The organism is Pseudoalteromonas phenolica, assembly GCF_001444405.1.
In the GTDB taxonomy this organism is placed as follows: domain Bacteria; phylum Pseudomonadota; class Gammaproteobacteria; order Enterobacterales; family Alteromonadaceae; genus Pseudoalteromonas; species Pseudoalteromonas phenolica.
The window spans coordinates 922,318-945,957 of sequence record NZ_CP013188.1; the positions used below are offsets into that span (position 1 = coordinate 922,318).

The following is a 23,640-nucleotide window of genomic DNA, read 5'->3' on the forward strand; positions in this document are numbered from 1 at the left end:
TGCTTAAAGCAACATCAACCTTTTTTAGTGAATATGCCTAATTTAAATATCAAAACACGTATCTTACTGTTTGTGGTAGTTTTCGAAATATTGGCATATTCGTCAATCGTATTATTTAGTAATGTTTATTACAGTCGTGCGCTTTCAGAGGTAAAAGAACAAGAAATCATCCAAACATTTAAATCTAGCGCAAATAAAATTGATCATACTATCCTTCTGATGGAACAGAGCGCATATAACCTAGCACAACATGGGCAATCCCTTTACCTTCAACATCAAAAAGTTAATTTTGAAAAGGATGATTTAAAGCTTAAATTCAGCTCTATTTTGAAACAACACTTTACTTTCTTTGATCTTGCATTAGGTGGGGGAGTGTGGTTTGAACCTAGTGTGGTCTTTGTTGATAGTGACTACTTTGGACCTTATGTATATCGTGATAACAAAGAAATCAAATTTAGTTGGGATTTAAGTAATGCTGAATACGACTACCACAATCAAGAGTGGTATCAATTAGGAAAGCAAGCTGCAAAAAATTTACAACCAATTATCTGGACACATCCTTATATTGATGAAGCGGGTAGTTTAGCGCCTATGATGACGGTTGATGCTCCAATTATTTTAGATAGTGGTGATATGATCGGCATGGCAACGGTAGATTGGTCATTGTCATCGCTTACTGCATTTTTAGAAACAGTAAAGATTACCGAAAACTCATCGCCAATATTAATCCATAAAGCGTCAAATAAAATTATCAGCTTTCCGTTACAAACTGACTTAGTGATGCAGACAACCCCAAAAGAAAAATGGGTTTCATCATTGTACAATAGTTCATCAGTTACTCGGTTCAATACATCCAAAAATTTAACTCTCAATGGTAAGTTATATGACTTGTACTTTCTTGAAACAACCAGCGGCTTTATATTGGGCTTTTTTAGTCCTCATAAAGACATAGACAAAGAAGTCAGAGCGGTATCTCAAGTCACCTTATTTGGGGGGGCTATTATTGGTGTTACTTTTATTATTTTAATCATTTTTATAATGAAACACCTGTTCAAACCATTCGATTTAGTTCTTAGCCAAATTAAGGGGTCAATTAAACACACAGCTCAAGATAAGGTGACAGTTCAAAAAATAGTTTATGATGAGCAAAATGAATTCACGCCAATAATAACTGAACTAAATGCTGTTTACTTGCAGGTAAACACGCATATTGCTGAAATTAACCAAGCAAATGCAGCGCTCCAAAATACACAGAATGAATTAGATAAACTCAACACTGAATTAGAACGTAAAGTAGAAACGCGCACAGATGAGCTTAACAAGAAAACCAAAGAAGCTTTGAAAGCGTTGTCAGAACTTCAAGCAATTCAGAACAAATTGATTGAACAGGAGAAGCATGCGTCTTTAGGCCGGCTGGTTGCAGGTATTGCCCATGAAATTAATACTCCAGTCGGTGTGAGTATAACAGCCTCCTCTTTTGTTGATGATGAACTCAAATACCTTGAGAGTAAACTTCAATCATGTCAGTTATCAAAACAAGACTTAGTTAAAATCATTGCTGACCTTAAAGAAGGGTGCTTTATTTTAAAAAGTAATTTGCAAAGGACAGCTGAGTTAGTTGCTAGCTTTAAACAAGTCTCTGTTGACCAGTCCTCAGAGTTATTACGTAAAATTGAGCTAAATACATACCTAAGCGATGTCATTCGAACATTGCAACCAAGAATAAACAATACCTCTCACAAAGTTAGCTTTGAATCTCATCATGAGGAAATCAATATACTTTGCAGTCCTGGAGCGATAGCGCAAGTCATAACGAATATTATTGAAAATGCCTTAGTACATGCTTTTGGAAAGCATGAGTCTGGAGAGGTAAGTATCTTATTATCTAAATCAGATAAAGAAATTACCATTTTAATATCTGACAATGGAAAAGGCATGACGAGTGAAGTGTTGAGTTGTATTTTTGAACCATTTTTTACAACTAATAGAGAAAATGGTGGTAGTGGATTAGGAATGCATTTGGTTTATAACATTGTTTCACATCAGTTAAATGGCACCATAAATTGTTCTAGTATTTTGGGTAAGGGAACTCAATTCATTATTAAGTTCCCGATAAACTTAACGCAGTAAACTGACTATCGTGCGTTAGTACTTTCAAAAATTTTGTCAGCAGAAGCGGCAACAAACCCAGTATAAATCTCACCGTCAGGCTTGTTGTAACGAAGTGCAAATTCGTAGAAACAACTTGGAATTGCAAATTCACCATCAGAGAAAAGAACCTTAGCGTGATCAGCCAAAGTAGAAGATTGCTCTAAAAGAACTTCGGGTGAACCTTTGATTTCGCCACCTGATGCATTTAATTCAAAACCTGCATCTTTCAAAGATGCATTTACAGCTTCGATAGTTTCAAAGTTTGCTAAGTGATTAATACTAACTGTGAAGTGATTTGCTCTATAACCCCATGCTGACATCCAGGCCGCATATTCACTCTCTTCAAGTAGGGCTTTGTATGTTTCATTGCTTACTTGCCAGTGAGTACCAGAGTATAAGAAATTATCCGCAGTTACTGCTGCTTCATCTATTTGCTCTACCATATCTTTAACTATCTTTTGTAAAGACTCAGAGCATTTTTCAACAAGTAATTCAGAGATGAATACTTTAGGTTTAGTTGGATCAGTATGTTCGAAGTGTTTTGCATATAGTTTTTTTGCTTCGAAATGGTACTCGCCACACTCTTTATAACCTACAGCAAGGAAGTGCGCCGCAAGTTTTTCTAAACCCACTTTCTCTAAATTAAAAGTTCGCAGTGCAATATGATCGTTGATAACGTCAGATTGTTGTGTAGAACCCAGAAGTTCATGAACTTTAATTGCTGAAGGTGTAACTTCTAAATAGTTAGACCACAGGTTATCAAATAGTGTATCAACATTGTTGTGCATAATGGTTCCTTAGTTTAACGGCTTAACCGCTTAGTTTATGTATCGATTAAGCACGACACATAATCTAGTAACAAATTGATTAAAAAGATGACGTTCTATAGTGCGAAAATTCTTACTGTATCGGCATTTTCTAGGTTAAGAGCTTGAGCCTCTTTACGATTGATTTTTAGAATTTCAGCTTTTTCATCAAACAGTACGTTATCAGTAAATACAGCTCTAAAATCATTGAGCTTTTGGTTCGAAATTGCGTAAGTCTGCCCACAGTTAATAGAGTCAACAATCTCAACGGACACAATATAAGATTCTTGTACAGTTCTTATATTTTCTAGTCTCGCCTCTATTGTTGGACCTGCGTCAAACAGATCAACATAGCCTCTATGTTCAAACCCCTCTTTTTGAAGGAGTCTAAGTGCAGGTTTAGTTTTCTCATGAACATGACCAATAACGGCTTGTGCTTCGGGACTTAGTAAGTTCGCATAGATAGGATACTTAGGCATTAGTTCACTAATAAATACCTTATCACCTAAACCGACTAAATGGTCTGCTTGAGGAAATTCAATGGAAAAAAAGTGCTCTTGTAGCCATTGCCAAAATGGCGAGTGGCCTTGTGCATCACTTACTCCACGCATTTCTGCAATCACAGTATCGCTAAAGCGACGGCTTTGGTCTGCCATAAAAGCAAAACGTATACGACTTAAAAATCGACCTGCAAGACCTTTGCGATATTGTTCACGTAAAAATAAAGTACAGATTTCAGAGCGACCCGTGTAGTCATTACACATACTCAATATTTCAACAGTGTTATACACGTTTAATGTACTTGAATGGTGAACCGTTTTACCTAGATGATAGTGGTAAAGAGGGACCTGTGTTCCAACCGCTGCTTCAATCGCTGTTGTGCCAACAATTTCATTAGTCTTTGTATCTTCTAATACAAACAAATAACCTTCATCAAAAGGTGTCTCAACTTGTTTTGAGAAACTATTTTCAGAACGTGAAATTTTGTCTTGTAGTAAGTTGTCATCAACAGGTAAAGACGTGAAGCCATGACCAGACTCTATTGCGATTTGCTTTAAAGCTGCAAAGTCAGTGTTTTTTATTGGTCTTAAGATTTGCATATTAAAGTGAGGGGCCACTAGACCCCAATCCTATTTTAGCCGTTTACAACATCTGCAACTGCAAGCTCAAAACGAGCAAGACCCGCTTTAATATCGTCTTCTTCAATCACAAGTGATGGTGTGAAACGAACTACATTTGTACCAGCTACAAGTGTCATTAGTCCATGTTTCATACTTGCAACTAGGAAGTCACGTGCACGACCTTCAAACTGTTCATTTAGAACAGCACCTAAAAGTAGACCTTTACCGCGGATTTCACTGAATACATTGTATTTTGTGTTGATGGCTTCTAGTAGTTCACGGAACATGGCTTCTTTTTGCTGCACGCCAGTAAGGACAGATTCAGTATTTACTGTATTAAAAGCCGCTTCAGCAACAGCACAAGCTAACGGGTTACCGCCATATGTAGAACCATGAGTACCAATCTTAAGGTGCTTAGCAATATCAGTTGTTGTGATCATTGCACCAATTGGAAAACCACCGCCAAGTGCTTTTGCAGTTGTTAAAATATCAGGTGTCACATTTAAACCCTGATATGCATATAAATGACCTGTACGCCCTACGCCAGTTTGCACTTCATCGAAAATTAGTAATGCATTGTGCTGATCACACAATGCTCTTACACCTTCAGCAAATTCTTGCGTCGGAGAGATGATACCACCTTCACCTTGAAGCGGTTCCATCATAACTGCACATGTGTTGTCATCTATTAGTGACTTTAATGTTTCTAAATCGTTGTAATCACAGTGAACAATATCAGCAGGTTTAGGGCCAAAACCGTCAGAATAAGCTGCCTGACCACCTACAGTAACAGTGAAAAAAGTACGACCGTGGAAGCCTTTGTTAAAAGCAATAATTTTAGATTTGTGCTCACCGTAATTATCAAGTGCAAAGCGGCGAGCAAGTTTAAGTGCAGCTTCGTTAGCTTCTGCGCCTGAGTTTGCAAAATAAACTTTATCAGCGAATGTTGCATCAGTGATTTTTTTAGCAAGTCTAAGCGCAGGTTCATTGGTCATTACATTTGATAAATGCCAAATTTTTTCGCCTTGCTCTTTTAACGCATTTACAAGATTAGGGTGACTGTGACCTAAGCAGTTTACGGCGATGCCACCTGCGAAATCGATGTACTCATCACCTTTTTGGTCCCACACTCGTGATCCTTTACCTTTAACAGGGATAACTTCTGAAGGGTTATAGTTTGGCACCATGACGTGGTCAAAAAGTTCGCGGTTTACTTGCATAATACTGCCTCTAAAACTTGTGTTTAATAATTGTTTTTTACTATCGCTTGATAGTTTTCATAATTATCACTCTGATATAGTGAAATTTGCAGTGCAATATTTTTCAAATTGATAGATAATTTTGTCAATATAACCAACTTAATGGTCATTATGATAAAAATACAAGATGAAAAGTTGATAGCACTGTTAAGAGCTAATGCCAGAACGAGCATTTCAGATTTAGCACGAATGCTCGATCAGTCTCGTTCAACAGTCCAGAATAGGCTTCTAAAACTAGAGCAAGCGGGAATAATTAAAGGTTATAGTGTTGAATTTGGAGAAGAGTATTTAGAAGGACTCGTTTCTGCACATGTTTCTGTTAAGGTAAAGCAGAAGCTAACTACTCAAACAACGGTTGCCTTAAAGCATCATAGTAACGTAACCGCATTATATGCAATAAGTGGTGAATACGACATGATAGCCATTGTGGAAGCACAAAGCTTACAGCAACTTAGTAGCATACTCGATGATATTGGAGACTTGGATGGGGTAGAACGGACAAACTCTTCTGTCATTCTTGAAACGAAATTCAAACGCTAGCTATTTAAAAACACTGAAACTAATTTTCATGCAGTAAGGAAATATATATTTAAATGCATACTTTTTATGCAATTTAGTTTTTTTGTACCTCTGGCAACCAAACGCTAGTACCAGTCGTTGCAATATGATTTACGTTGCCTGTTAAAACTTTAGAGCCAACGTTATAAGATGTTTCTGGTCTGCTAACTAAATAACCTTGAACGCAACGGATCCCTAAGTTTTTTACAAGCTCAAATTGGTCTATTTGCTCTACACCTTCGGCTACAATTTTTAACCCAAGCTGGTGGCCTAGTTCACTGATTGAATTTAAGATTTTCAAATATTTTGGATTTTCGTTTGCTTGGGTAATAAAAAGCTTATCGATTTTTATAACATCAATAGGTAAATCTGCGAGTGTACTTAATGAGCTAAAACCAGTACCAAAGTCATCAATAGCAACGCTCACACCGGCCTTACGACAAGAGTCTAATTGTTGAATGATGTCTTCACTGGCAGTTATGAGTGTTGATTCTGTAATTTCAAGCATCAAAGAACTAGCAGGGAGCCCTGTTTTGTTAAGTGAATCCATTACCCAGTTATAAATGTCCCTATGCTTGAGCTGAATACCAGATACATTGACTGATATTTTTACTTTTTTCATGCCTGCGTTGTGCCAAGCTGACATTTGTCTACATGATTCAAGCAAAATCCAATCTCCCAACTCTAAGATCAGATTAGACTCTTCTGCAATAGGTATAAATTCAGAAGGTGGAATAAGTCCTTCAATTGGGTGTTGCCATCTGATTAATGCTTCAAAATAATCGATCGCACAATCTTCAACATGAACAATTGGTTGAAAAGACATATGAAAGCTATTTGAACTTATAGCGAGCCTCAACTCTTCAAGTAGGTAGTGGTAACGACGCATTTTATTCCCCATTTCTGGAGAATAAACTCTGAAGATACCTCGACCATCAGTTTTCGCTCTGTACATAGCAACATCAGACATTTGTAATAATGCTTGAGGTTGAGATGCGCTTTCAGGGTAAGAAGCGATACCAATACTGGCACCAATTTTTACAAGTTTGTTGCCAAGTACAAAATCTCGTTCTATTTCAGTTAGGATTGCCTGAGCTAGTTCAGTGCAAAACGCGGGATCTCTTATATCTGGAACAAAGACGGAAAACTCATCACCACCAAGTCGTGATAGGTTTTGATCAATGCCGTTTTGAGGGTGAAGATCTTGGATCTTAAATTGACGGACTATATCTTTTAATCGGTTTGCAACCTGTATTAAAATTTCATCGCCAAAGCTATGCCCAAATGAGTCATTTACTTGCTTAAAGCCGTCTAAATCAATAAAGAGTAAACCACATCGAAGTTTATTTTGTTCTGCGAGTTTTAGTTGCTTTTCAAGATGCTCAATGTAAGCGTGTCTATCGATTAGTTGTGTCAGCTTGTCTTGATAAACATGGTGGTCTGTTTGTTTTTTAATTGCACCGACTTGCTCACCAATTAAATTAATTGAATGTCTAATTTGAGTAACAGTGGAACCATAATTTAAACTTTTATCATCAATCTCAAAACGCGTAAGTATGTTTTTAATGTCTTTATTGATTTCTTCTAAAGCCGTTTTTTGTCTTTGTTGTTGTTTCTGATTTCGTGTAATGCTGCTGATTACAATAATAGCAATAAGTATCGAAATTAAGGCGTAGGGCGATAAGACACTTTCTAGAAATGCGTGTTCAACTTTGATTGCAACCAAGTTGTCATTGTTTCGCATGAGGACATAAGTTTTATCTTCTAATTCAATAAACTCTTGAGAAGGCAATATGAGTCTATACCAAGCTGAAGAAGGAGTAATAATTGATGATGAGCTTAGTTTTGTTATGTTTATTTTATCTTCATTTACTATATCAATTAGAGACTTCGTGAATAGCAAGTTGAATATAAATCCTAACAGGATCACACTGAGAATGAGCAGTCCTTGTAATTTAAGCTTTTTTAACATAACAGCTGGTTCCAGCAATTCCCATGCGGAGGTATTATTTCAGACTTTAGTTTTACCATAATTAAGACATTTTTTGAAATTAAGATTTTAAATTTAGCAGTAAACTGAATGGCTATGAGTAAAAGTTACTTACTTATTAAGAATATTCACTTTACAGTGTTTAAAAGTTAGTCTAATTTTAAATTCTCTCTCACACATTCATACCGCTCAACATTATGTTGAATTTGTTTAACTTGCGCATTTTTTCTTGCGCTGATGACACTGGAGTTGTCACATAAGATAAACATTCAGTTGATTTAATAGGCAAATAATCTTAAAAGCTGAAATGCAGTTTATTTCAGAAGCAAGAACTTGATGCGTAATTTCTTTAGTAATAAGGCAAGGCAATGCTAAATAAACGATTTTTCAAGACAAAATCAGAAGCTGAAATAACTTTCGAGTGTGGGTTTAAAAATGCGGATAAGATCGAACTGGTTGCAGAGTTCAATGATTGGCAGCCTGTTGAGATGAAGTTCGTAAAATCTCGTCAAGTATTTAAAAGTAAGTTCAGGTTACCTACAAACAAACAATACCAATTCAGATATCTCATAGATGGTGAAGTTTGGGAAAACGATAATCAAGCTGATGGCTATACAGCTAATGGTTTTGGTTCAGAAAACAGTTTAGTGTCTACCATAAAGGAAGTTGGTATTCAGAATGAGTCCATTTGAGCAGCTTTGTTATTTATATGGAATAGGTTCAGAGTTTACAAAATATACGGGTGAAACGGTTAATTTCTCTTATCAAGTCAGAGAAGCAGCTCTTAAAGCTTGTAATGTAGACTTTTATTCAAACGATTCAATTAATGCACTAAATTACGAGCTAGATATCAAACCATGGCATAATTTGGTACCTGCTGTTAGTCTTGTGGACGAATCTGAACCATATTTAAAGATTAAGATCAGAGACGGTGAAGATAAAGGGCTTATTTCTCTGGAAGTGCCAGAGATAGATTTCAGAGCTGAGTTATCTTTGGAAAATGCTGTAATCTGTGGTGATTATGTTGATGCTGATACACGTTACATCGAGCTGAAATTACCAATTTCTAAACACCTACCTGTAGGATACTTCTCAGCAGAGGTCACTCTGAGAGAGGAAGTGTTTATCACAGAGCTATGGGTGACACCTCAACAAGCAGTTCCTTTTTCAGAAAAAAAGCAATTAGGTATAAGTGTTCAGCTTTATACTCTTACGTCATCTTCAAATTATGGCTTTGGCGACTTTTCTGATTTACAACAGCTCATTAGAAAAAGTGCCTGTTTTGGTATTGATTTTATTTTATTAAATCCTTTACATCTGCTATTTGAAGATCAGCCTCAAAGAGCAAGCCCTTATAGTCCAAGTCATAGAGGATTGATCAATCCACTTTATATTTCTGTTAATGATTGCTTAGCGCAATCAACTTTTAGTCAATTATTAGATGAACATAAATCGGCTTTATCAATCTTACAGTCTGAGAAGCAGTCTCAATACATTGATTACGATCTGGTATCCAGAACAAAATATAAGTTATTGAAGTCGCTTTATCGTCAATTCAAACAAAATGCTAGTTTGAAGTCACAAAGGAGCTTTCGCCGCTTTTGTCAAACTAAAAGCAATTTACTAAGCGCTTTTGCAGAAGATGAACGGGCAAAATTCTGGCAGTGGCTTGCTCATGAGCAACTAAATCATTGTCAAAAGCTTTGCTTGTCTCTGGGGATGCAAACTGGTTTGATCAATGATTTAGCGGTCGGTTGTGCAAAAGATGGTCTTGAATTCTTAACAAATGAATCAGTGTTTGCTCTAAATGCTGAAATAGGTGCTCCACCTGACCCTTGGGCAGAGCAAGGACAGAATTGGGGCTTGCCTGTCATTGATCCCAAAAAAATGGCTGATAACAACTTCGCATACTTCAGGCAACTATTTAAAGAGAATATGCAATATTTCGGCGCCTTAAGAATTGATCATGTTATGTCACTCAGGCGTCTTTGGTGGTGTTTAACAGTTAATCAACAGCAAAATGGTTGCTATGTCTACTATCCATTCGAGCACCTACTGGCTATTTTAAAGATTGAATCTCACTCAAATAATACTTGCTTGGTTGGGGAGGATTTAGGGGTTGTACCTCCTGAGGTTACTTCCGCATTAGCGTCAAGTGGCATTTTTGGCAACACACTTTTTTACTTTGAAAAAAATCATATTGGTGAATTCAAACACGGCAATGATTATAGAGATAATTGTATGCTGATGCTTTCTAACCATGATGTACCACCTTTTGCAGCTTGGTGGTTTGGTGAAGATATTGATCTAAAGGTCAGTCTTTCACTTTGCTCAGATCATGAGGCAAGCAATTTAAAAGACCAAAGGCAAATTGATAAACAGCGAGTTTTAAATTGGCTCAATAAGTCTGAACTTACATTAGAAAGTGACGTAAACATATTATTCAATGAGCTAGTAAAGACACTTATACAAACTCCACCAAAGCTTTTTAGTTTGAACTTCGATGATTTAGCAAAACAAACTCTGCCCATTAACATTCCAGGTACTGATAGAGAGTACCAAAACTGGCGACGTCGGATTTTGACTACGATAGAAGATGTGTTTTCTTCACAGCAGAGTTTACTAAATGATTTAACTGATTTAAGGAAAGATAATGATTGATTCTTTAGCTCGTAAAGGAACTATTTATGACGCGCAAATAAATGCACTCCAACAAGGTAAATTTGGTGACCCTTTTTCTTTTTTAGGTTTACATTGTAATTCTGAACAGAAACTTGAAATAAGAGTTTTTATTCAAGGTGCGTATTCTGTTCAGTTAGTTACCTCTCCAGAAGTTATTGAATTTTCAAATATCAATGATTCAGGGTTATTTATTCTTACTTTGAATAAAATGATTTTCTCCACGCCTTATAGAATCAAAGCGACTTTTAGTGATGGTTCCGACTATACATATTATGATCCGTATCAGTTTAAATCTTCTTTAAACCAAGATGATATGTACCTTTTTAATGAGGGAACACTTGAGCATGCTTATCGTTTATTAGGTGCGCATTGTGTTGAACAACAAGGTTTATCAGGTGTTAGGTTTGCTGTTTGGGCACCAAATGCACAGTCAGTGTCTGTTATCGGTGAGTTTAATCACTGGAATGCTAGTCAGAGCTTCATGCGCAAACACCCTGCAAGTGGCATTTGGGAACTGTTTTTACCTGAACTTGAAACGGAACAATGTTACAAATACGCTATTACAGATTGTCATGGTAATCAGTTTGAAAAGTCTGATCCATTTGCTTTTAAAACACAACAATCTCCTGGGACAGCTTCAGTAATCCAAAGTGGAATTCCCCAAATTTCATTAGATAACCGTCAGGTTAAAAAAAACCTTAATAGGGTTGATGCTGCAATTAGTATTTATGAAGTTCATTTAGGTTCTTGGAAAAGAAGAGAGGATGAAGGTTCGCGCTACCTTACCTATCGTGAGTTAGCAGATGACCTTGTGGGTCACGTAAAAGAACTAGGGTTTACTCATATTCAATTAATGCCAATCAGTGAGTACCCTTTTGATGGTTCGTGGGGGTATCAACCAGTCGGTCTATTTTCTCCTTCAAGCCGTTTTGGTTCGGTTGGTGATTTTGCTTATTTCATTGAGTCATGTAAAAAATCAGGTCTTGGTGTTTTACTCGACTGGGTACCAGGTCATTTTCCTTCAGATCCTCACGGTTTGCATTGTTTTGATGGTACTCATCTATTTGAGCATGCCGATAAACGTCAGGGGTTCCATCCTGATTGGAATACATACATTTATAATTATAGCCGCCCTGAAGTTCAGTCTTATTTACTTTCAAACGCCGTCTATTGGTTGGAGCAATATCAATTAGATGGATTACGCGTCGATGCCGTCGCCTCAATGTTGTATTTAGATTACAGCAGAGAAGAGAATGAATGGGTTCCTAATCATTTAGGTGGGCGAGAAAACTTTGATGCTATTCATCTATTACAGAAAGTAAACACTCGAACTTACGCAAGGCAAAACGACATAATGATGGTCGCAGAAGAATCGACAGCTTGGCCTGGTGTCACAAACACTGTTGAGAACAATGGCCTAGGTTTCGGTTATAAATGGAATATGGGATGGATGAACGATACGCTAAATTATATGAAGCGTGATCCAATTCACAGGCAATATCATCATCATGAAATGACTTTTTCAATGGCCTACGCGTATTCAGAAAATTATATTTTGCCTCTCAGCCATGACGAAGTGGTTCATGGAAAAGGCTCTTTGTTATCTAAAATGCCAGGTGACGATTGGCAGCAATTTGCTAATCTTAGAGCGTATTATGGCTTTATGTATGCTCATCCGGGTAAAAAACTTCTCTTTATGGGGGCTGAACTGGCACCAAGAAATGAATGGGATCACAATTCAGGGCTAGATTGGCAATTATTAAACTCTGAGTCACACCATGGCATTTTCAAAACGATACAGAAATTAAATCAAATCTATAAAACATCACCAGCACTTTATGAATTAGATCAAACACCTGATGGCTTTAGGTGGATTGATAGCGATAATAATCAGCAAAGTATTTTCAGTTTTATTCGTTTCTCAAAAACCAGAAATGAGCATCTCGTTGTAATTTGTCATTTTACTGGACAAGTCCATCACCAGTTTAGAATGGGTGTGCCAGAAAAAGGGGTCTACCAAGTCGTTTTGAATACTGATGATAAAAGTTTGTGGGGGAGTGGCGTTAGTGCAGTTGCGCATAGCCAACAGTTAATAGAGACGCAAAACGAAGCGAGTCATGGATTCGATCAAAGCATTCAAATAACAATTCCACCTCTTTCTACTTTATATTTGAAGTTTGTAACGGGGTGAAAATGTTGAACTCGTGTAAAGGAGTAAGTTCACCCCTAGGCGCCTCCAATTTAGTTAATTCAGTTAATTTTGCCGTTTATGCGCCGCAGGCGAACGATGTTCTACTTTGTATATTCGACGAAACTGGTTTTGCTGAAATAGAACGTATTTCAATGTTCTTACATGAGGGCGGTGTTTGGTCAGTGAATGTTGAAGGCTTACCAGATTGTTGTATTTATGGTTACAGGGTCAATGGCAGTTATGACTTAATAACCGGTCAATTGCATAATGAAAATAAGTTGCTCTTAGACCCTTATGCAAAAGACCTCCATGGTCACTTTTACTGGAGTGAACGACATTTTTGCCATTTACCAGTTGGACATTTCAATGAAGCCGATAATGCGTTTGATATGCCTAAGTCTAAGTTAAGCACTCTAAAAAAATACGAGGGCATAAAGCCTAATATTGCTTGGGGTGAAACTGTGATTTATGAGTGTCATGTAAAAGGTGCAACGAAACTAAATGACAAAATACCATCACCATTGCGAGGTAAATTCCTTGGGCTTGCACATGATGATTTTATTACACATTTAAAAAATATGGGGGTGAATGCAATTGAATTGCTTCCCGTCCATAGCTTTATTAGTGAGCAATTTTTAACGACCAAAGGTTTACAAAATTATTGGGGGTACAACACACTTAACTTCTTTACTCCGCATAAAGAATACCTTGTTGATGATTGTGTTGAAGAGTTTCAACAAATGGTTGAAATATTTCATAAAGCGGGAATAGAGGTGATTATTGATGTTGTTTTTAATCATACCGCCGAAGCTGGCTTAGAAGGTCCAACCTTATCTTTCAAGGGATTAAATAACTCAGGTTATTATAGATTGCTATCAGATAGTTGTGATTACATTAATGATACAGGCTGTGGCAATACGATTAATATTGATGACCCCTATACGCTGAAGCTTATATTAGATAGTTTACGCTATTGGGTAGAGTATTATGGTGTTGATGGTTTTAGGTTTGATCTTGCAAGTATTCTTGGTCGAGGAAAAGATGGTTTTAATGAAAACCACGCTTTTTTCCAAGCAATTCATCAAGATCCTATTTTAAGCCAGTGCAAACTCATTGCTGAGCCCTGGGATATTGGGCCAGGCGGTTATCAATTAGGCGCATTTCCTTCTCCTTGGCATGAATGGAACGATAAATACAGAGATACAGTTCGTCAGTTTTGGCAAGCAAAGCAACATGTGTTACCTGATTTGGCAAAACGCATTCATGGTTCGAATGATCTGTTTGAGCATAATTTACGTGGTCCTTTAAATTCAATCAATTTTATTACAAGCCACGACGGTTTCACGCTTCGAGATTGGGTGAGTTATGAAGTAAAAAATAACCTTGCCAACGGAGAGAACAACCAAGATGGTCATAATGAAAATCACAGCTTTAATTGCGGTATTGAGGGAGAAACTCAGGATGTTGAAGTAAATGCATTGCGATTAAAACAGCAAAAAAATGCACTTATCACGTTATTCATGTCTTGTGGTGTTCCAATGATTGCTGCAGGTACCGAGCTTTGCCATTCTCAGATAGGAAATAACAACGCCTATTGCCAAGATAATAAAATTAATTGGTTAAATTGGGGGAGTCTTGAAAGTACAAAATTAGTTGACTTCATTTCAAAGTTAATTCAATTAAGAAATAAGTTTCAAATTTTCAAACATACATTTTTTATACATCAAGAAGATCAGGACTTTTCAGTACATTGGCTTGATGAACATGCTCTACCCATGGATGCCATCAAGTGGCATGACCCGACATCTCAATTTCTGATGTGTCGTTTAGACGATAACAATAAAAATACCTCGTTATTACTTCTCTTGAATGCTAGTGCGCATTCTTTGAATGTCAAATTGCCAGATACAGCTAAAAAGTGGCATCTGCAAATGACTTCTGAGCCAGCAACAAAGCTGAACCAAATAGATAAAGTATTAGATGTTTCAGCTCAATCAAGCTGGGTTTTTTCTGCTAATTTTGAAGGAAATGATTATGAGTCGTAAAAATTCAAACGGACAATTGCCTGATACAGCAAAGGTAGAAACCTTATTAGCTAATGTCAGTGAAGATCTAAACAGGCATTTTTACTACACCCTAGGGCGTGATAAGAATGTCGAGTCACGGCTCTACTTGTATCATGCTTTAGCCTTAACTATTCGTGACCGTCTAGTTGCTAAATGTAGAAAAACCAACGAGCAAAGAGATAAACAGTCTACAAGAAAGGCTGCTTATATCTCGTTAGAGTTTCTGATGGGTCGTGCACTAGGTAATGCAATACTCAATTTAGACCTGGAAGATGATGTAAAAAAAGCGCTTGAGCAATATAGTGCTGAGTTAGAGTGTGTAAGTAGTGCAGAGCATGATGCAGGTTTGGGCAATGGAGGTTTAGGAAGACTTGCAGCGTGTTTTTTAGATAGTTGTGCCAGTCTGGCACTTCCGGTTGTTGGTTATGGCATTCGTTATGAATATGGCATGTTCAATCAATCTATTGAAAACGGTTATCAAGTTGAACATCCGGACAATTGGCTACGAGAAGGGCATCCCTGGGAGCTAAGCGCACCTGAACAGTCAAAGAGAGTTAAGTTCTTTGGGCATGTTGAGTCATATGTCGATAAGCATGGTAGGACACATAGAGCTTGGGTTAATACACAGGATGTACTTGCTGTTCCTTATGATGTGCCTATTCCTGGTTATAAAAATGACATTGTCAATACATTGAGACTTTGGAAAGCCGAAGCAACAGATGAATTCAATTTAAGAGAATTCAATGAAGGCAGCTATTCAGATGCAGTTGCGCAAAAGAACTTGGCAGAACAAATTTCAATGGTGCTTTATCCAAATGACAGTAGTGAAAATGGTAAAGAGTTAAGACTTCGACAACAGTATTTTTTAACTAGTTCGAGTTTACAGGACATTATCGACGATTGGGTTACAGAGAATGATGAAAACTTTGATGATTTTGCCAAATTTCATGTATTTCAGTTAAACGACACCCATCCCAGTATTGCTGTAGCAGAACTTATGCGCTTGCTCATTGATGAGTATGAAATCGAGTGGGATAAAGCATGGGAAATCACCTCAAGTACTATGGCATACACGAATCATACATTATTACCGGAAGCTTTAGAGCGCTGGTCTGTCCCTTTATTTGAAAGACTTTTACCTCGCTTACTAGAAATTATTTACGAAATTAATGCTCGTTTCTTAGCGCAGGTTGCCATACATTGGCCTGGAGATGTTGCAAAACAAAGAGAGCTTTCTTTAATTGAAGAAGGAGATGTGCCACAAATTCGTATGGCATATTTGGCAATCGTCGGAAGTTTCTCCGTTAATGGTGTTGCTGCGCTTCATACAGAATTATTGAAAAGTGGTCTATTCAACACTTTCTATCAGCTTTGGCCTGAGAAATTTAATAACAAAACCAATGGTGTAACCCCTCGTAGATGGCTTGCGCATTGCAATCCTGATTTAAAATCATTAATCACTGATTATATTGGAGATGAATGGATTGCTGATTTTAGCAAAATTAAAGATTTGCGTCGCTACTACGATGATAAGCAGTTTCAAACTAAGTGGTTTGAAGTTAAGAAAGCGAACAAAGACAAGCTAGTTGCTTTAGTCAAAACACAATGTGGTGTTGAGTTTGATTCCGATATGATGTTCGACGTGCAAGTGAAACGTATTCATGAGTATAAACGTCAATTATTGAACATCCTTCATGTCATTCATTTATACATTCAGATTTGCAAAGGTGAAACAAAAAATCTAACACCACGATGTGTATTGATCGGTGGAAAAGCGGCTCCTGGTTACTATATGGCTAAGCAAATCATTAAGTTGATAAACAATGTTGCAGAAGTCATCAATAAAGATGAAAGGGCTAAACCTTACTTAAGAGTCGCATTTATTCCTAACTACAATGTTACAGCGATGGAGACTATATGCCCTGCAACCGATTTATCAGAGCAGATCTCAACGGCAGGTAAAGAGGCCTCAGGAACCGGCAACATGAAATTTATGATGAACGGTGCAATTACAATCGGAACTCTTGATGGTGCAAACATTGAAATTTTAGAAAATGTTGGTTCAGATAACTTCTTTTTGTTTGGTGCAAAAGCGGAAGAAACCAGTGCAATCAAGTCTAGTTATAACCCTCAGAAGGTTATTCAAGACAGTGAACATTTGAGCGCTGTATTTAAATTGCTAGAAAGTGGGCACTTTAATTTATTCGAGCCTAACATCTTTGACGACATCATTAATGCCGTTAAATGCCCAAGCGACCCTTGGTTAACAGCTCATGACTTCGATAGTTACTGTGAAGCTCAAAGTAATGCGGCTAGAGCATATCAAGACAAAACTCATTGGACACAAATGAGTATCTTAAACACCGCTGCAAGCGGAAAGTTTTCAAGTGACAGAACTATTTCACAATATAGTGAAGAGATTTGGCAGATAGAGCCAGATCTTAAACAGATTAAAGACAAGGAACAAATGGAGAAGCAACATGCCTAGTTATGAAAATCGTTATATTAGTAATTTAACCAGAGAGACTTACGCACTGATCCTTGCTGGTGGTCGTGGCTCGCGTTTGCATGAATTGACTAACTGGCGTGCTAAGCCTGCAGTGTATTTTGGAGGGAAGCACAGAATTATTGACTTTCCACTTTCTAACTGTATTAACTCTGGCATAAGACGAGTGGGTATTGCTACACAGTATAAGTCACACTCCTTAATTCGGCATGTAAATCGAGCATGGGGTCATTTCAAAAAGGAACTCGGTGAGTCTGTTGAAATATTACCCGCATCACAGCGTTATGGTGATGAATGGTATTGTGGTACTGCTGATGCAGTATTCCAAAATATGGACATTATTCGCCATGAATTACCTAAATATGTCATGATTCTATCAGGTGACCATGTTTATCGAATGGACTATGGTGCACTCCTTGCTAAACATGTTGAGACCGGTGCAGATATGACGGTTTGTTGTATTGAGGTGCCATGCGAAGAGGCTGCTAACACTTTTGGTGTTATGACTGTTGACGACAATAACCGTGTACGACGCTTTGATGAAAAACCAGCTGAACCTTCTTCAATCCCAGGTAAAGATGGCACTTGTCTAGCCTCAATGGGAAATTATGTTTTCAATACTGAGTTTCTTTTCGAACAATTAAAGAATGATGCTCAACGAGAGGGGTCAGGTCGAGACTTCGGCCATGACATCATTCCAGCAATTATAGAAGAGCATAATGTCTTCGCTTTCCCATTTAGAGAGCCAACTCAAAAAGGTCAAGCTTACTGGCGTGATGTTGGTACGATCGACTCATTCTGGGAAGCTAATATGGAACTGGTTTCCCCTGAGCCGCAATTAGATTTGTATGACCCTAGTTGGCCGATATGGACTTATCAAGAACAGCTTCCACCGGCGAAATTTATTTTTGATGACGAAGAAAGGCGTGGAATGGCTGTTGACTCAACAGTTTCTGGTGGTTGTATTATATCTGGTTCTGTGGTTCGAAAATCATTGTTGTTTTCAAATGTTCATGTTCATTCTTATTGTACAATCGAAGGCTCAGTGATTTTGCCTGGTGTTAAAATCGGTAGGAATTGTAAAGTAAGGAACGCCATTATCGATCGTAGTTGTGAATTACCAGAGGGCATTGTTATTGGTTATAACTCTAAGATTGATGAAGAAAATGGCTTTAGAGTATCAAAAAAAGGTATCGTTCTGGTGACTAGAGATATGCTTGCTGCATATAATCAGAAACAACAAGCAAATCAAGAAAAACAAAAACTTTCAGTTGTTTAAAAGGCAGGATATGCATATTTTAATGGTCGGTGCAGAAAATGACCGATTGCCAAATTGTAAAGTAGGGGGCGTCGCGGATGTAATCCGTGACATTCCCTATGCGTTAAGTGAGCATGGTTTAACGGTATCTGTTGTAGTACCAGATTACGGACAAGATAATTTGAATAGGCACTTTATAGCAGATATAGCAGTGCCATTTAGACAACATCTAGAAACTGCTAGCTTGTGGCTAGTTGAATCAGATGAAGGTGTTAGTCAGTATGTCATTTCTCACTCATTGTTTTCTGACAACGGCGGGAAGATATATTGCGATGATGGGGCAAATAGACCGTTTGCATCTGATGCAACAAAATTTGCTTTTTTTAGTGCGGCTGTATGCGAAATTATAGAGCATAGAATCATTGACGATATCAATGTAATCCATTTACATGATTGGCATGCTGCGGGGGTGTCTGTTCTTGCGAGGTTCAGTCCACGTTTCGTTTATTTGAAAACATTAAAACTTGTTTATACCGTTCACAATCTTGCACTGCAAGGGATCAGGCCATTCAATCATGATGAATCAAGTCTAGAGGCTTGGTTTCCTACCTTAAATTATGATGGGCACCAAATATGTGACCACAAATATCCACATTGCTATAACCCCATGCGAAGCGGTTTAAATCTTTGTGATGTGGTTCATGTTGTCTCACCAACATACAGTTCTGAAGTTCAAGAAACTAGCAGACCTGACGAAGGTTTTTTTGGTGGTGCAGGTTTAGAGCATGATATGCGTTTAGCCTCAAGTCAAAGGCGTCTATTTGGTATTTTAAATGGTTGTAATTACACCTCGATAGATAACTCGGCTGTCTCTTATCATACCTATTTGAATGAAGCAGAGAAATGTATATTCAAATGGATGTCAAAATCTCCTCTGGTTGAAACGAAACATTATATTGCTCATCAAAGAGTAACTAAATGGAAATCATTTGATAAAAAGCCAATTATTTCTAGTATAGGTCGGATAACAGATCAGAAGGTGCTTTTACTAATTCAAAAATCTTCAAATGGTATAGTTTTAGATGACTTAGCGTTAATTGCAGATAAATATAAGAGTAATATTGTCATTCTAGGCAGTGGTGACCCGTATATAGAGTCGCAATTTATGCAGGTTATGGCTAGAAGAGAAAATGTGTTGTTCTTGAATGGGTATGATCAAAAACTAGGTGATTACCTTTATCCTTTAGGTGAATTATTCCTTATGCCTAGTTATTTTGAGCCATGTGGTATAAGTCAAATGCTTGCAATGCGTGCTGGACAACCTTGCTTGGTGCATGGTGTCGGAGGATTAAAAGATACAGTTACTCATAACGAAACTGGGTTTGTTTTTAATGGAGATTCGCTATTTCAGCAAATCGAGCAATTAAAATCGGTATTTGAAGACGCCTTGATGTTGCAATCTAAGGACCGTAGTAAATATTTAAACATTGCTGAAAATGCTAGAACAGAACGTTTTGAATGGAAGGGAATTGCTAAACAATACATTTCTAAACTGTATAATTAACCTTCATTCAGTCGGCTGAAACTATATTCTATATTTATTTCAGCCGAACACTTCTTTGTATTTTGCTATAATTCTAAATTAAAGACTTAGTTTTTAATTATTTAGTTGGGTTTCTTTGCATTGCTATAGTGCTATTATATTAATAATTTCATATTAAGATGTTGTAATTGGGAAAAGGAGCTTTTGCTTGAAAGTTTTTGTAGCAAGACAAGCTATTTTTAATAGGAAAAAGCAGGTCGTTGCGTATGAGCTACTTTTTAGAGATGGCTCTAGCAACAGTTTTCCCGATATTGCAGAAGACAAGGCAACGGCAAAACTTATATTAGACAACCAATTAAATCTGGGTACTAGATATTTAACATCAGGGAAGAAAGCACTGATCAACATAGGTCCTGAGTCTTTAAAACAAGAGCTCGCTACTTTTCTTCCTGCCAACGATGTTATCCTCGAGCTTCTTGAAACTATTTCACCAACAAAAGAAAACTATGAGCATGTTAGAAGCTTGTTTCATCAAAACTATAAGTTAGCATTAGATGACTTTGTATATGAAGATGCATGGCAGCCATTTTTAAAGCTTGTACGCTTAATAAAGTTTGATGTGATGCAAAGCCCTCTTGATACCATTGGACCATTTGTAGAAAAATTAAAACAACAAAAAAATATAAAACTTTTAGCTGAAAAAATAGAAACTGAAGAAGAGTTCGAATTAGCTAAGAAAATGGGCTTCCATTTTTTTCAAGGTTATTTTTTCGCAAAACCACGTCTCATTGAAGAAAATGATATCGAATTTAACTACACCATAGTAATGCTCATTTACACAGAGGTGTTAAAACCAAATTTAAATATTACTAAAATTGCGCAATTATTTTCACAAGATACAGCGCTTGCTTATAAGTTACTTCGCTTAATTAATTCAGGCGTATTTCCAATAAAAAGTAAAATAGAATCAATTAAGCAAGCCTTGGTATATTTAGGATATGAACGCACAAAAAAATTTGTTGGTCTAATCATGACAGCCCATGTAGCAAAGGGCAAACCAACAGAATTAACAAGAATGAGTATAGTCAGGGCTCGTTTTTGTGAGTTAATAGGGAATAAAGTTCAACCAAACTCAGGTTCATCGTGCTTTTTGGTAGGCCTTTTCTCATTGCTTGATGCGATATTAGATAGGCCGATGATTAAACTCATAGACAAACTTCCTTTTCCTGAAGAGCTTCAAAAAGCGTTGCTAGGTGAAGCTAACTTTCATTATTACGTATTAAACATTGTTATAGCCTATGAATCTGGTAGTTGGTGGAAACTTCAAAAAGCATGTCAGTATTTAAACATTAATGATGATTGCTTACCTGAATTTCACGCCGCAGCTATCCTTTGGGCAGATATGTATAAAGATAAGGCATTTTAGAGTTAACTAAGGTAAAAGAGTATAAATGCGCTTGAAAATTAGATTGATACTTTTGATGTTATTGACCTTGCCGTTTATGACGATTGCGAAGCAAACCGTTTTATTCGTTAACCCCTCGGTTGTTGATGATCCTTTTTGGAGTAAAGTTCAATCAATTAGCCAACATGCTGCTCAACAGCTCGGTTTTAAACTAGATGTAATATATGGAGAAGGAAATCGCCATATTCAATTTCAAGAATTAAAAAAATACCTTGAATATCAAAAGACCCCTGATTATGCCATTTTAATTCTTTATCCTGGTGCCGCAGTTGAATCGTTAAAGATTCTTGAAAAATTTGAAGTACCGGCAATCACTATGGAACAAACTATTTCGGGAGAAGAAAAAAGTCAAATTGCTGGTCCAGGTGAAGATTATAAATATTGGTTAGGGGAGGTTTATCATGATAATTATCAGGCTGGATATGACCTTGCAAAAGCTTTGCATTCAGTTAGTAATAAAAAAAGCAATTTAACAGCAGTACTGATAAATGGTCATTACGGCTCTGAGTCTGATATGAGAGCGAAAGGGGCTGCGGATTATTTCTCTTCTCAAGGAATTGAAGTTGCACAAGAGGTACATGGCTCTTGGTCTGAAACCCTTTCAACGGAGCAAACATTAAAGCTTCTTAAAAGACACGCAAATATTGATATTGTTTGGGCCGCTTCTGACTTAATGGCTATAGGGGCAATGAAAGCTTGTAAAATAGCTTGCGCGGATAAACAAAATATTGTTTTTGGCGGTTTTGATTGGTTGTCTGTTGGGCTTGAAAATGTAGCTAGAGGCGATACTCATGCAAGTGTTGGCGGACATTTCATGATGGGCGCTTGGGCATTGGTCAGTTTGTTTGATTACCATCACAAACACTCATATTGGTCTGAGCACAGAGAGTTAGTAATACCAATGGGCGTTATTACCAAGCAGAATGTGAATAACTACAGTTGGATGAAAAATAGCCCCAACTGGGGATTGATTGACTATAGATTGAAAAGCCTTCATTTAACTGACCAATCACAATACCAACTTTACTTAATCCCAGAGATTTGGCAGAAAAATAAGAGATAAATTAATACTAATCCTTTAAAATACGCACAATTGAATTTTAAGGATTGTCTTTTGACTGCTACAACACGTTTAAATAAGTACATTAGCGAAACTGGTTTTTGCTCAAGAAGAGAAGCTGACAAACTAATTGATGCCGGGCGCATTAAGGTTAATGGTCAGTTGCCTGAAATGGGTGTTAAAGTGTCTGACGCCGATACAATTCTTATTGATGGTAAACCGCTCAAAGCCAAGCCTAAACGTGTCTATATTGCCTATAATAAGCCTGTTGGCGTGACGTGCACGACTGAGAAAAAAATTAAAAGTAATATTGTAAGTGCAATAGATTACCCTGAACGCATATTTCCGATTGGTCGCCTAGACAGACCTTCAGAGGGGTTAATATTTCTTACTAATGAAGGTGACATCGTTAATAAAATTCTTCGTGCTGGTAACAATCATGAAAAAGAATATGTCGTAACTGTAGACAGAAAAATTAATAAACGTTTTGTTGAAAGAATGGCTGGTGGTCTACCAATCTTAGATACGGTGACAAAGAAATGTTATGTGAAACAAACCGGTGATAATACATTTACTATCATTCTCACTCAGGGCTTAAACAGACAGATCCGAAGAATGTGCGAATATCTTGGTTATGAAGTTACTACTTTGAAGCGCGTACGTATTATGAATGTCAATCTGAATGGTTTAAGGCCTGGGCAATGGCGACATTTAACTGAGCAAGAAATGTCTGAGATAAACAAAGCAATTGAAGGCTCAGCAAAAACAGAAGAAGGTTCTGTAGATAAAAATAAGAAAATAAGAAAACCGCTAGATAAGAAAAATGAAGCCCATAGAATCGATCACTCTTCAAAAAGATATAAGCAGCAACCAAAAAAGAATTCAAGAAAACCCGCAGAAAGAAAAACAGGCACTTTAACTTTAAATCGCAATTCAAAATAAAGTAAATCGATTTAAATAAGCATGCAAATACACCATTATTTG

At 37.1% G+C, this 23,640-nt stretch carries 16 protein-coding genes; 12 read left to right on the top strand and 4 right to left on the bottom strand.

Features of this window, described 5'->3' with window-relative positions; translation table 11 throughout:
* The first annotated feature begins 33 nt into the window (after positions 1–33).
* Entirely contained in the window at positions 34–2,130 is a 2,097-nt protein-coding gene (locus PP2015_RS21175; protein WP_058032467.1) for an ATP-binding protein, read from the top strand.
* A 5-nt stretch (positions 2,131–2,135) separates the two neighbouring features.
* Here the strand turns inward: PP2015_RS21175 and PP2015_RS21180 are convergent, their stop codons facing one another.
* The 3 genes from PP2015_RS21180 to PP2015_RS21190 form a co-directional block, all read right to left on the bottom strand.
* Entirely contained in the window at positions 2,136–2,939 is an 804-nt protein-coding gene (locus PP2015_RS21180) for a DUF1338 domain-containing protein (protein ID WP_058032468.1), read from the bottom strand.
* Between the two features lie 95 nt (positions 2,940–3,034).
* Positions 3,035–4,057 (bottom strand): arginine N-succinyltransferase, encoded by a 1,023-nt coding sequence (gene astA, locus PP2015_RS21185; RefSeq protein WP_058032596.1) that lies wholly within the window; start codon positions 4,055–4,057, stop codon positions 3,035–3,037.
* Positions 4,058–4,092: 35 nt separating this feature from the next.
* The gene (locus PP2015_RS21190; RefSeq protein ID WP_058032469.1) at positions 4,093–5,298 is read right to left on the bottom strand and encodes an aspartate aminotransferase family protein; all 1,206 of its coding nucleotides are present in this window, start codon (positions 5,296–5,298) and stop codon (positions 4,093–4,095) included.
* A 150-nt stretch (positions 5,299–5,448) separates the two neighbouring features.
* On the opposite strand from PP2015_RS21190, the gene PP2015_RS21195 reads away from it, so the two are divergent.
* A complete protein-coding gene (locus PP2015_RS21195; RefSeq protein ID WP_058032597.1) occupies positions 5,449–5,877 on the top strand; it encodes an Lrp/AsnC family transcriptional regulator in 429 nt (142 codons plus the stop codon).
* A 73-nt stretch (positions 5,878–5,950) separates the two neighbouring features.
* Here the strand turns inward: PP2015_RS21195 and PP2015_RS21200 are convergent, their stop codons facing one another.
* Complete coding sequence (locus tag PP2015_RS21200) at positions 5,951–7,867, bottom strand: putative bifunctional diguanylate cyclase/phosphodiesterase (RefSeq protein WP_058032470.1); 1,917 nt, start codon at positions 7,865–7,867, stop codon at positions 5,951–5,953.
* A gap of 386 nt (positions 7,868–8,253) precedes the next feature.
* On the opposite strand from PP2015_RS21200, the gene PP2015_RS21205 reads away from it, so the two are divergent.
* The 10 genes from PP2015_RS21205 (at position 8,254) to rluF (ending at position 23,598) form a co-directional block, all read left to right on the top strand.
* The gene (locus PP2015_RS21205; RefSeq protein ID WP_058032471.1) at positions 8,254–8,577 is read left to right on the top strand and encodes an isoamylase early set domain-containing protein; all 324 of its coding nucleotides are present in this window, start codon (positions 8,254–8,256) and stop codon (positions 8,575–8,577) included.
* Positions 8,564–10,546, top strand: coding sequence for a 4-alpha-glucanotransferase (gene malQ, locus PP2015_RS21210; protein ID WP_058032472.1), 1,983 nt, complete (start codon positions 8,564–8,566; stop codon positions 10,544–10,546). Before PP2015_RS21205 ends, malQ begins: the two co-directional genes overlap by 14 nt.
* Complete coding sequence (gene glgB / locus PP2015_RS21215) at positions 10,539–12,758, top strand: 1,4-alpha-glucan branching protein GlgB (RefSeq protein WP_058032473.1); 2,220 nt, start codon at positions 10,539–10,541, stop codon at positions 12,756–12,758. The genes malQ and glgB overlap by 8 nt, the downstream gene beginning before the upstream one ends.
* Before the next feature lie 2 nt (positions 12,759–12,760).
* The gene (gene glgX / locus PP2015_RS21220; protein WP_058032474.1) at positions 12,761–14,803 is read left to right on the top strand and encodes a glycogen debranching protein GlgX; all 2,043 of its coding nucleotides are present in this window, start codon (positions 12,761–12,763) and stop codon (positions 14,801–14,803) included.
* Positions 14,793–17,312 carry a glycogen/starch/alpha-glucan phosphorylase gene (locus PP2015_RS21225; protein WP_058032475.1) on the top strand — a complete coding sequence of 840 codons (2,520 nt, stop codon included), beginning with the start codon at positions 14,793–14,795 and terminating at the stop codon, positions 17,310–17,312. The genes glgX and PP2015_RS21225 overlap by 11 nt, the downstream gene beginning before the upstream one ends.
* Positions 17,305–18,609, top strand: a complete 1,305-nt coding sequence (glgC, locus tag PP2015_RS21230; RefSeq protein WP_058032476.1) for a glucose-1-phosphate adenylyltransferase — start codon at positions 17,305–17,307, stop codon at positions 18,607–18,609. Before PP2015_RS21225 ends, glgC begins: the two co-directional genes overlap by 8 nt.
* Before the next feature lie 10 nt (positions 18,610–18,619).
* Entirely contained in the window at positions 18,620–20,152 is a 1,533-nt protein-coding gene (locus tag PP2015_RS21235) for a glycogen synthase (RefSeq protein ID WP_058032477.1), read from the top strand.
* A gap of 187 nt (positions 20,153–20,339) precedes the next feature.
* Positions 20,340–21,557 (top strand): EAL and HDOD domain-containing protein, encoded by a 1,218-nt coding sequence (locus PP2015_RS21240; protein WP_058032478.1) that lies wholly within the window; start codon positions 20,340–20,342, stop codon positions 21,555–21,557.
* Between the two features lie 25 nt (positions 21,558–21,582).
* Entirely contained in the window at positions 21,583–22,659 is a 1,077-nt protein-coding gene (locus PP2015_RS21245) for an ABC transporter substrate-binding protein (protein ID WP_058032479.1), read from the top strand.
* A gap of 51 nt (positions 22,660–22,710) precedes the next feature.
* Positions 22,711–23,598, top strand: a complete 888-nt coding sequence (rluF, locus tag PP2015_RS21250) for a 23S rRNA pseudouridine(2604) synthase RluF (RefSeq protein WP_058032480.1) — start codon at positions 22,711–22,713, stop codon at positions 23,596–23,598.
* Positions 23,599–23,640: the final 42 nt, after the last annotated feature.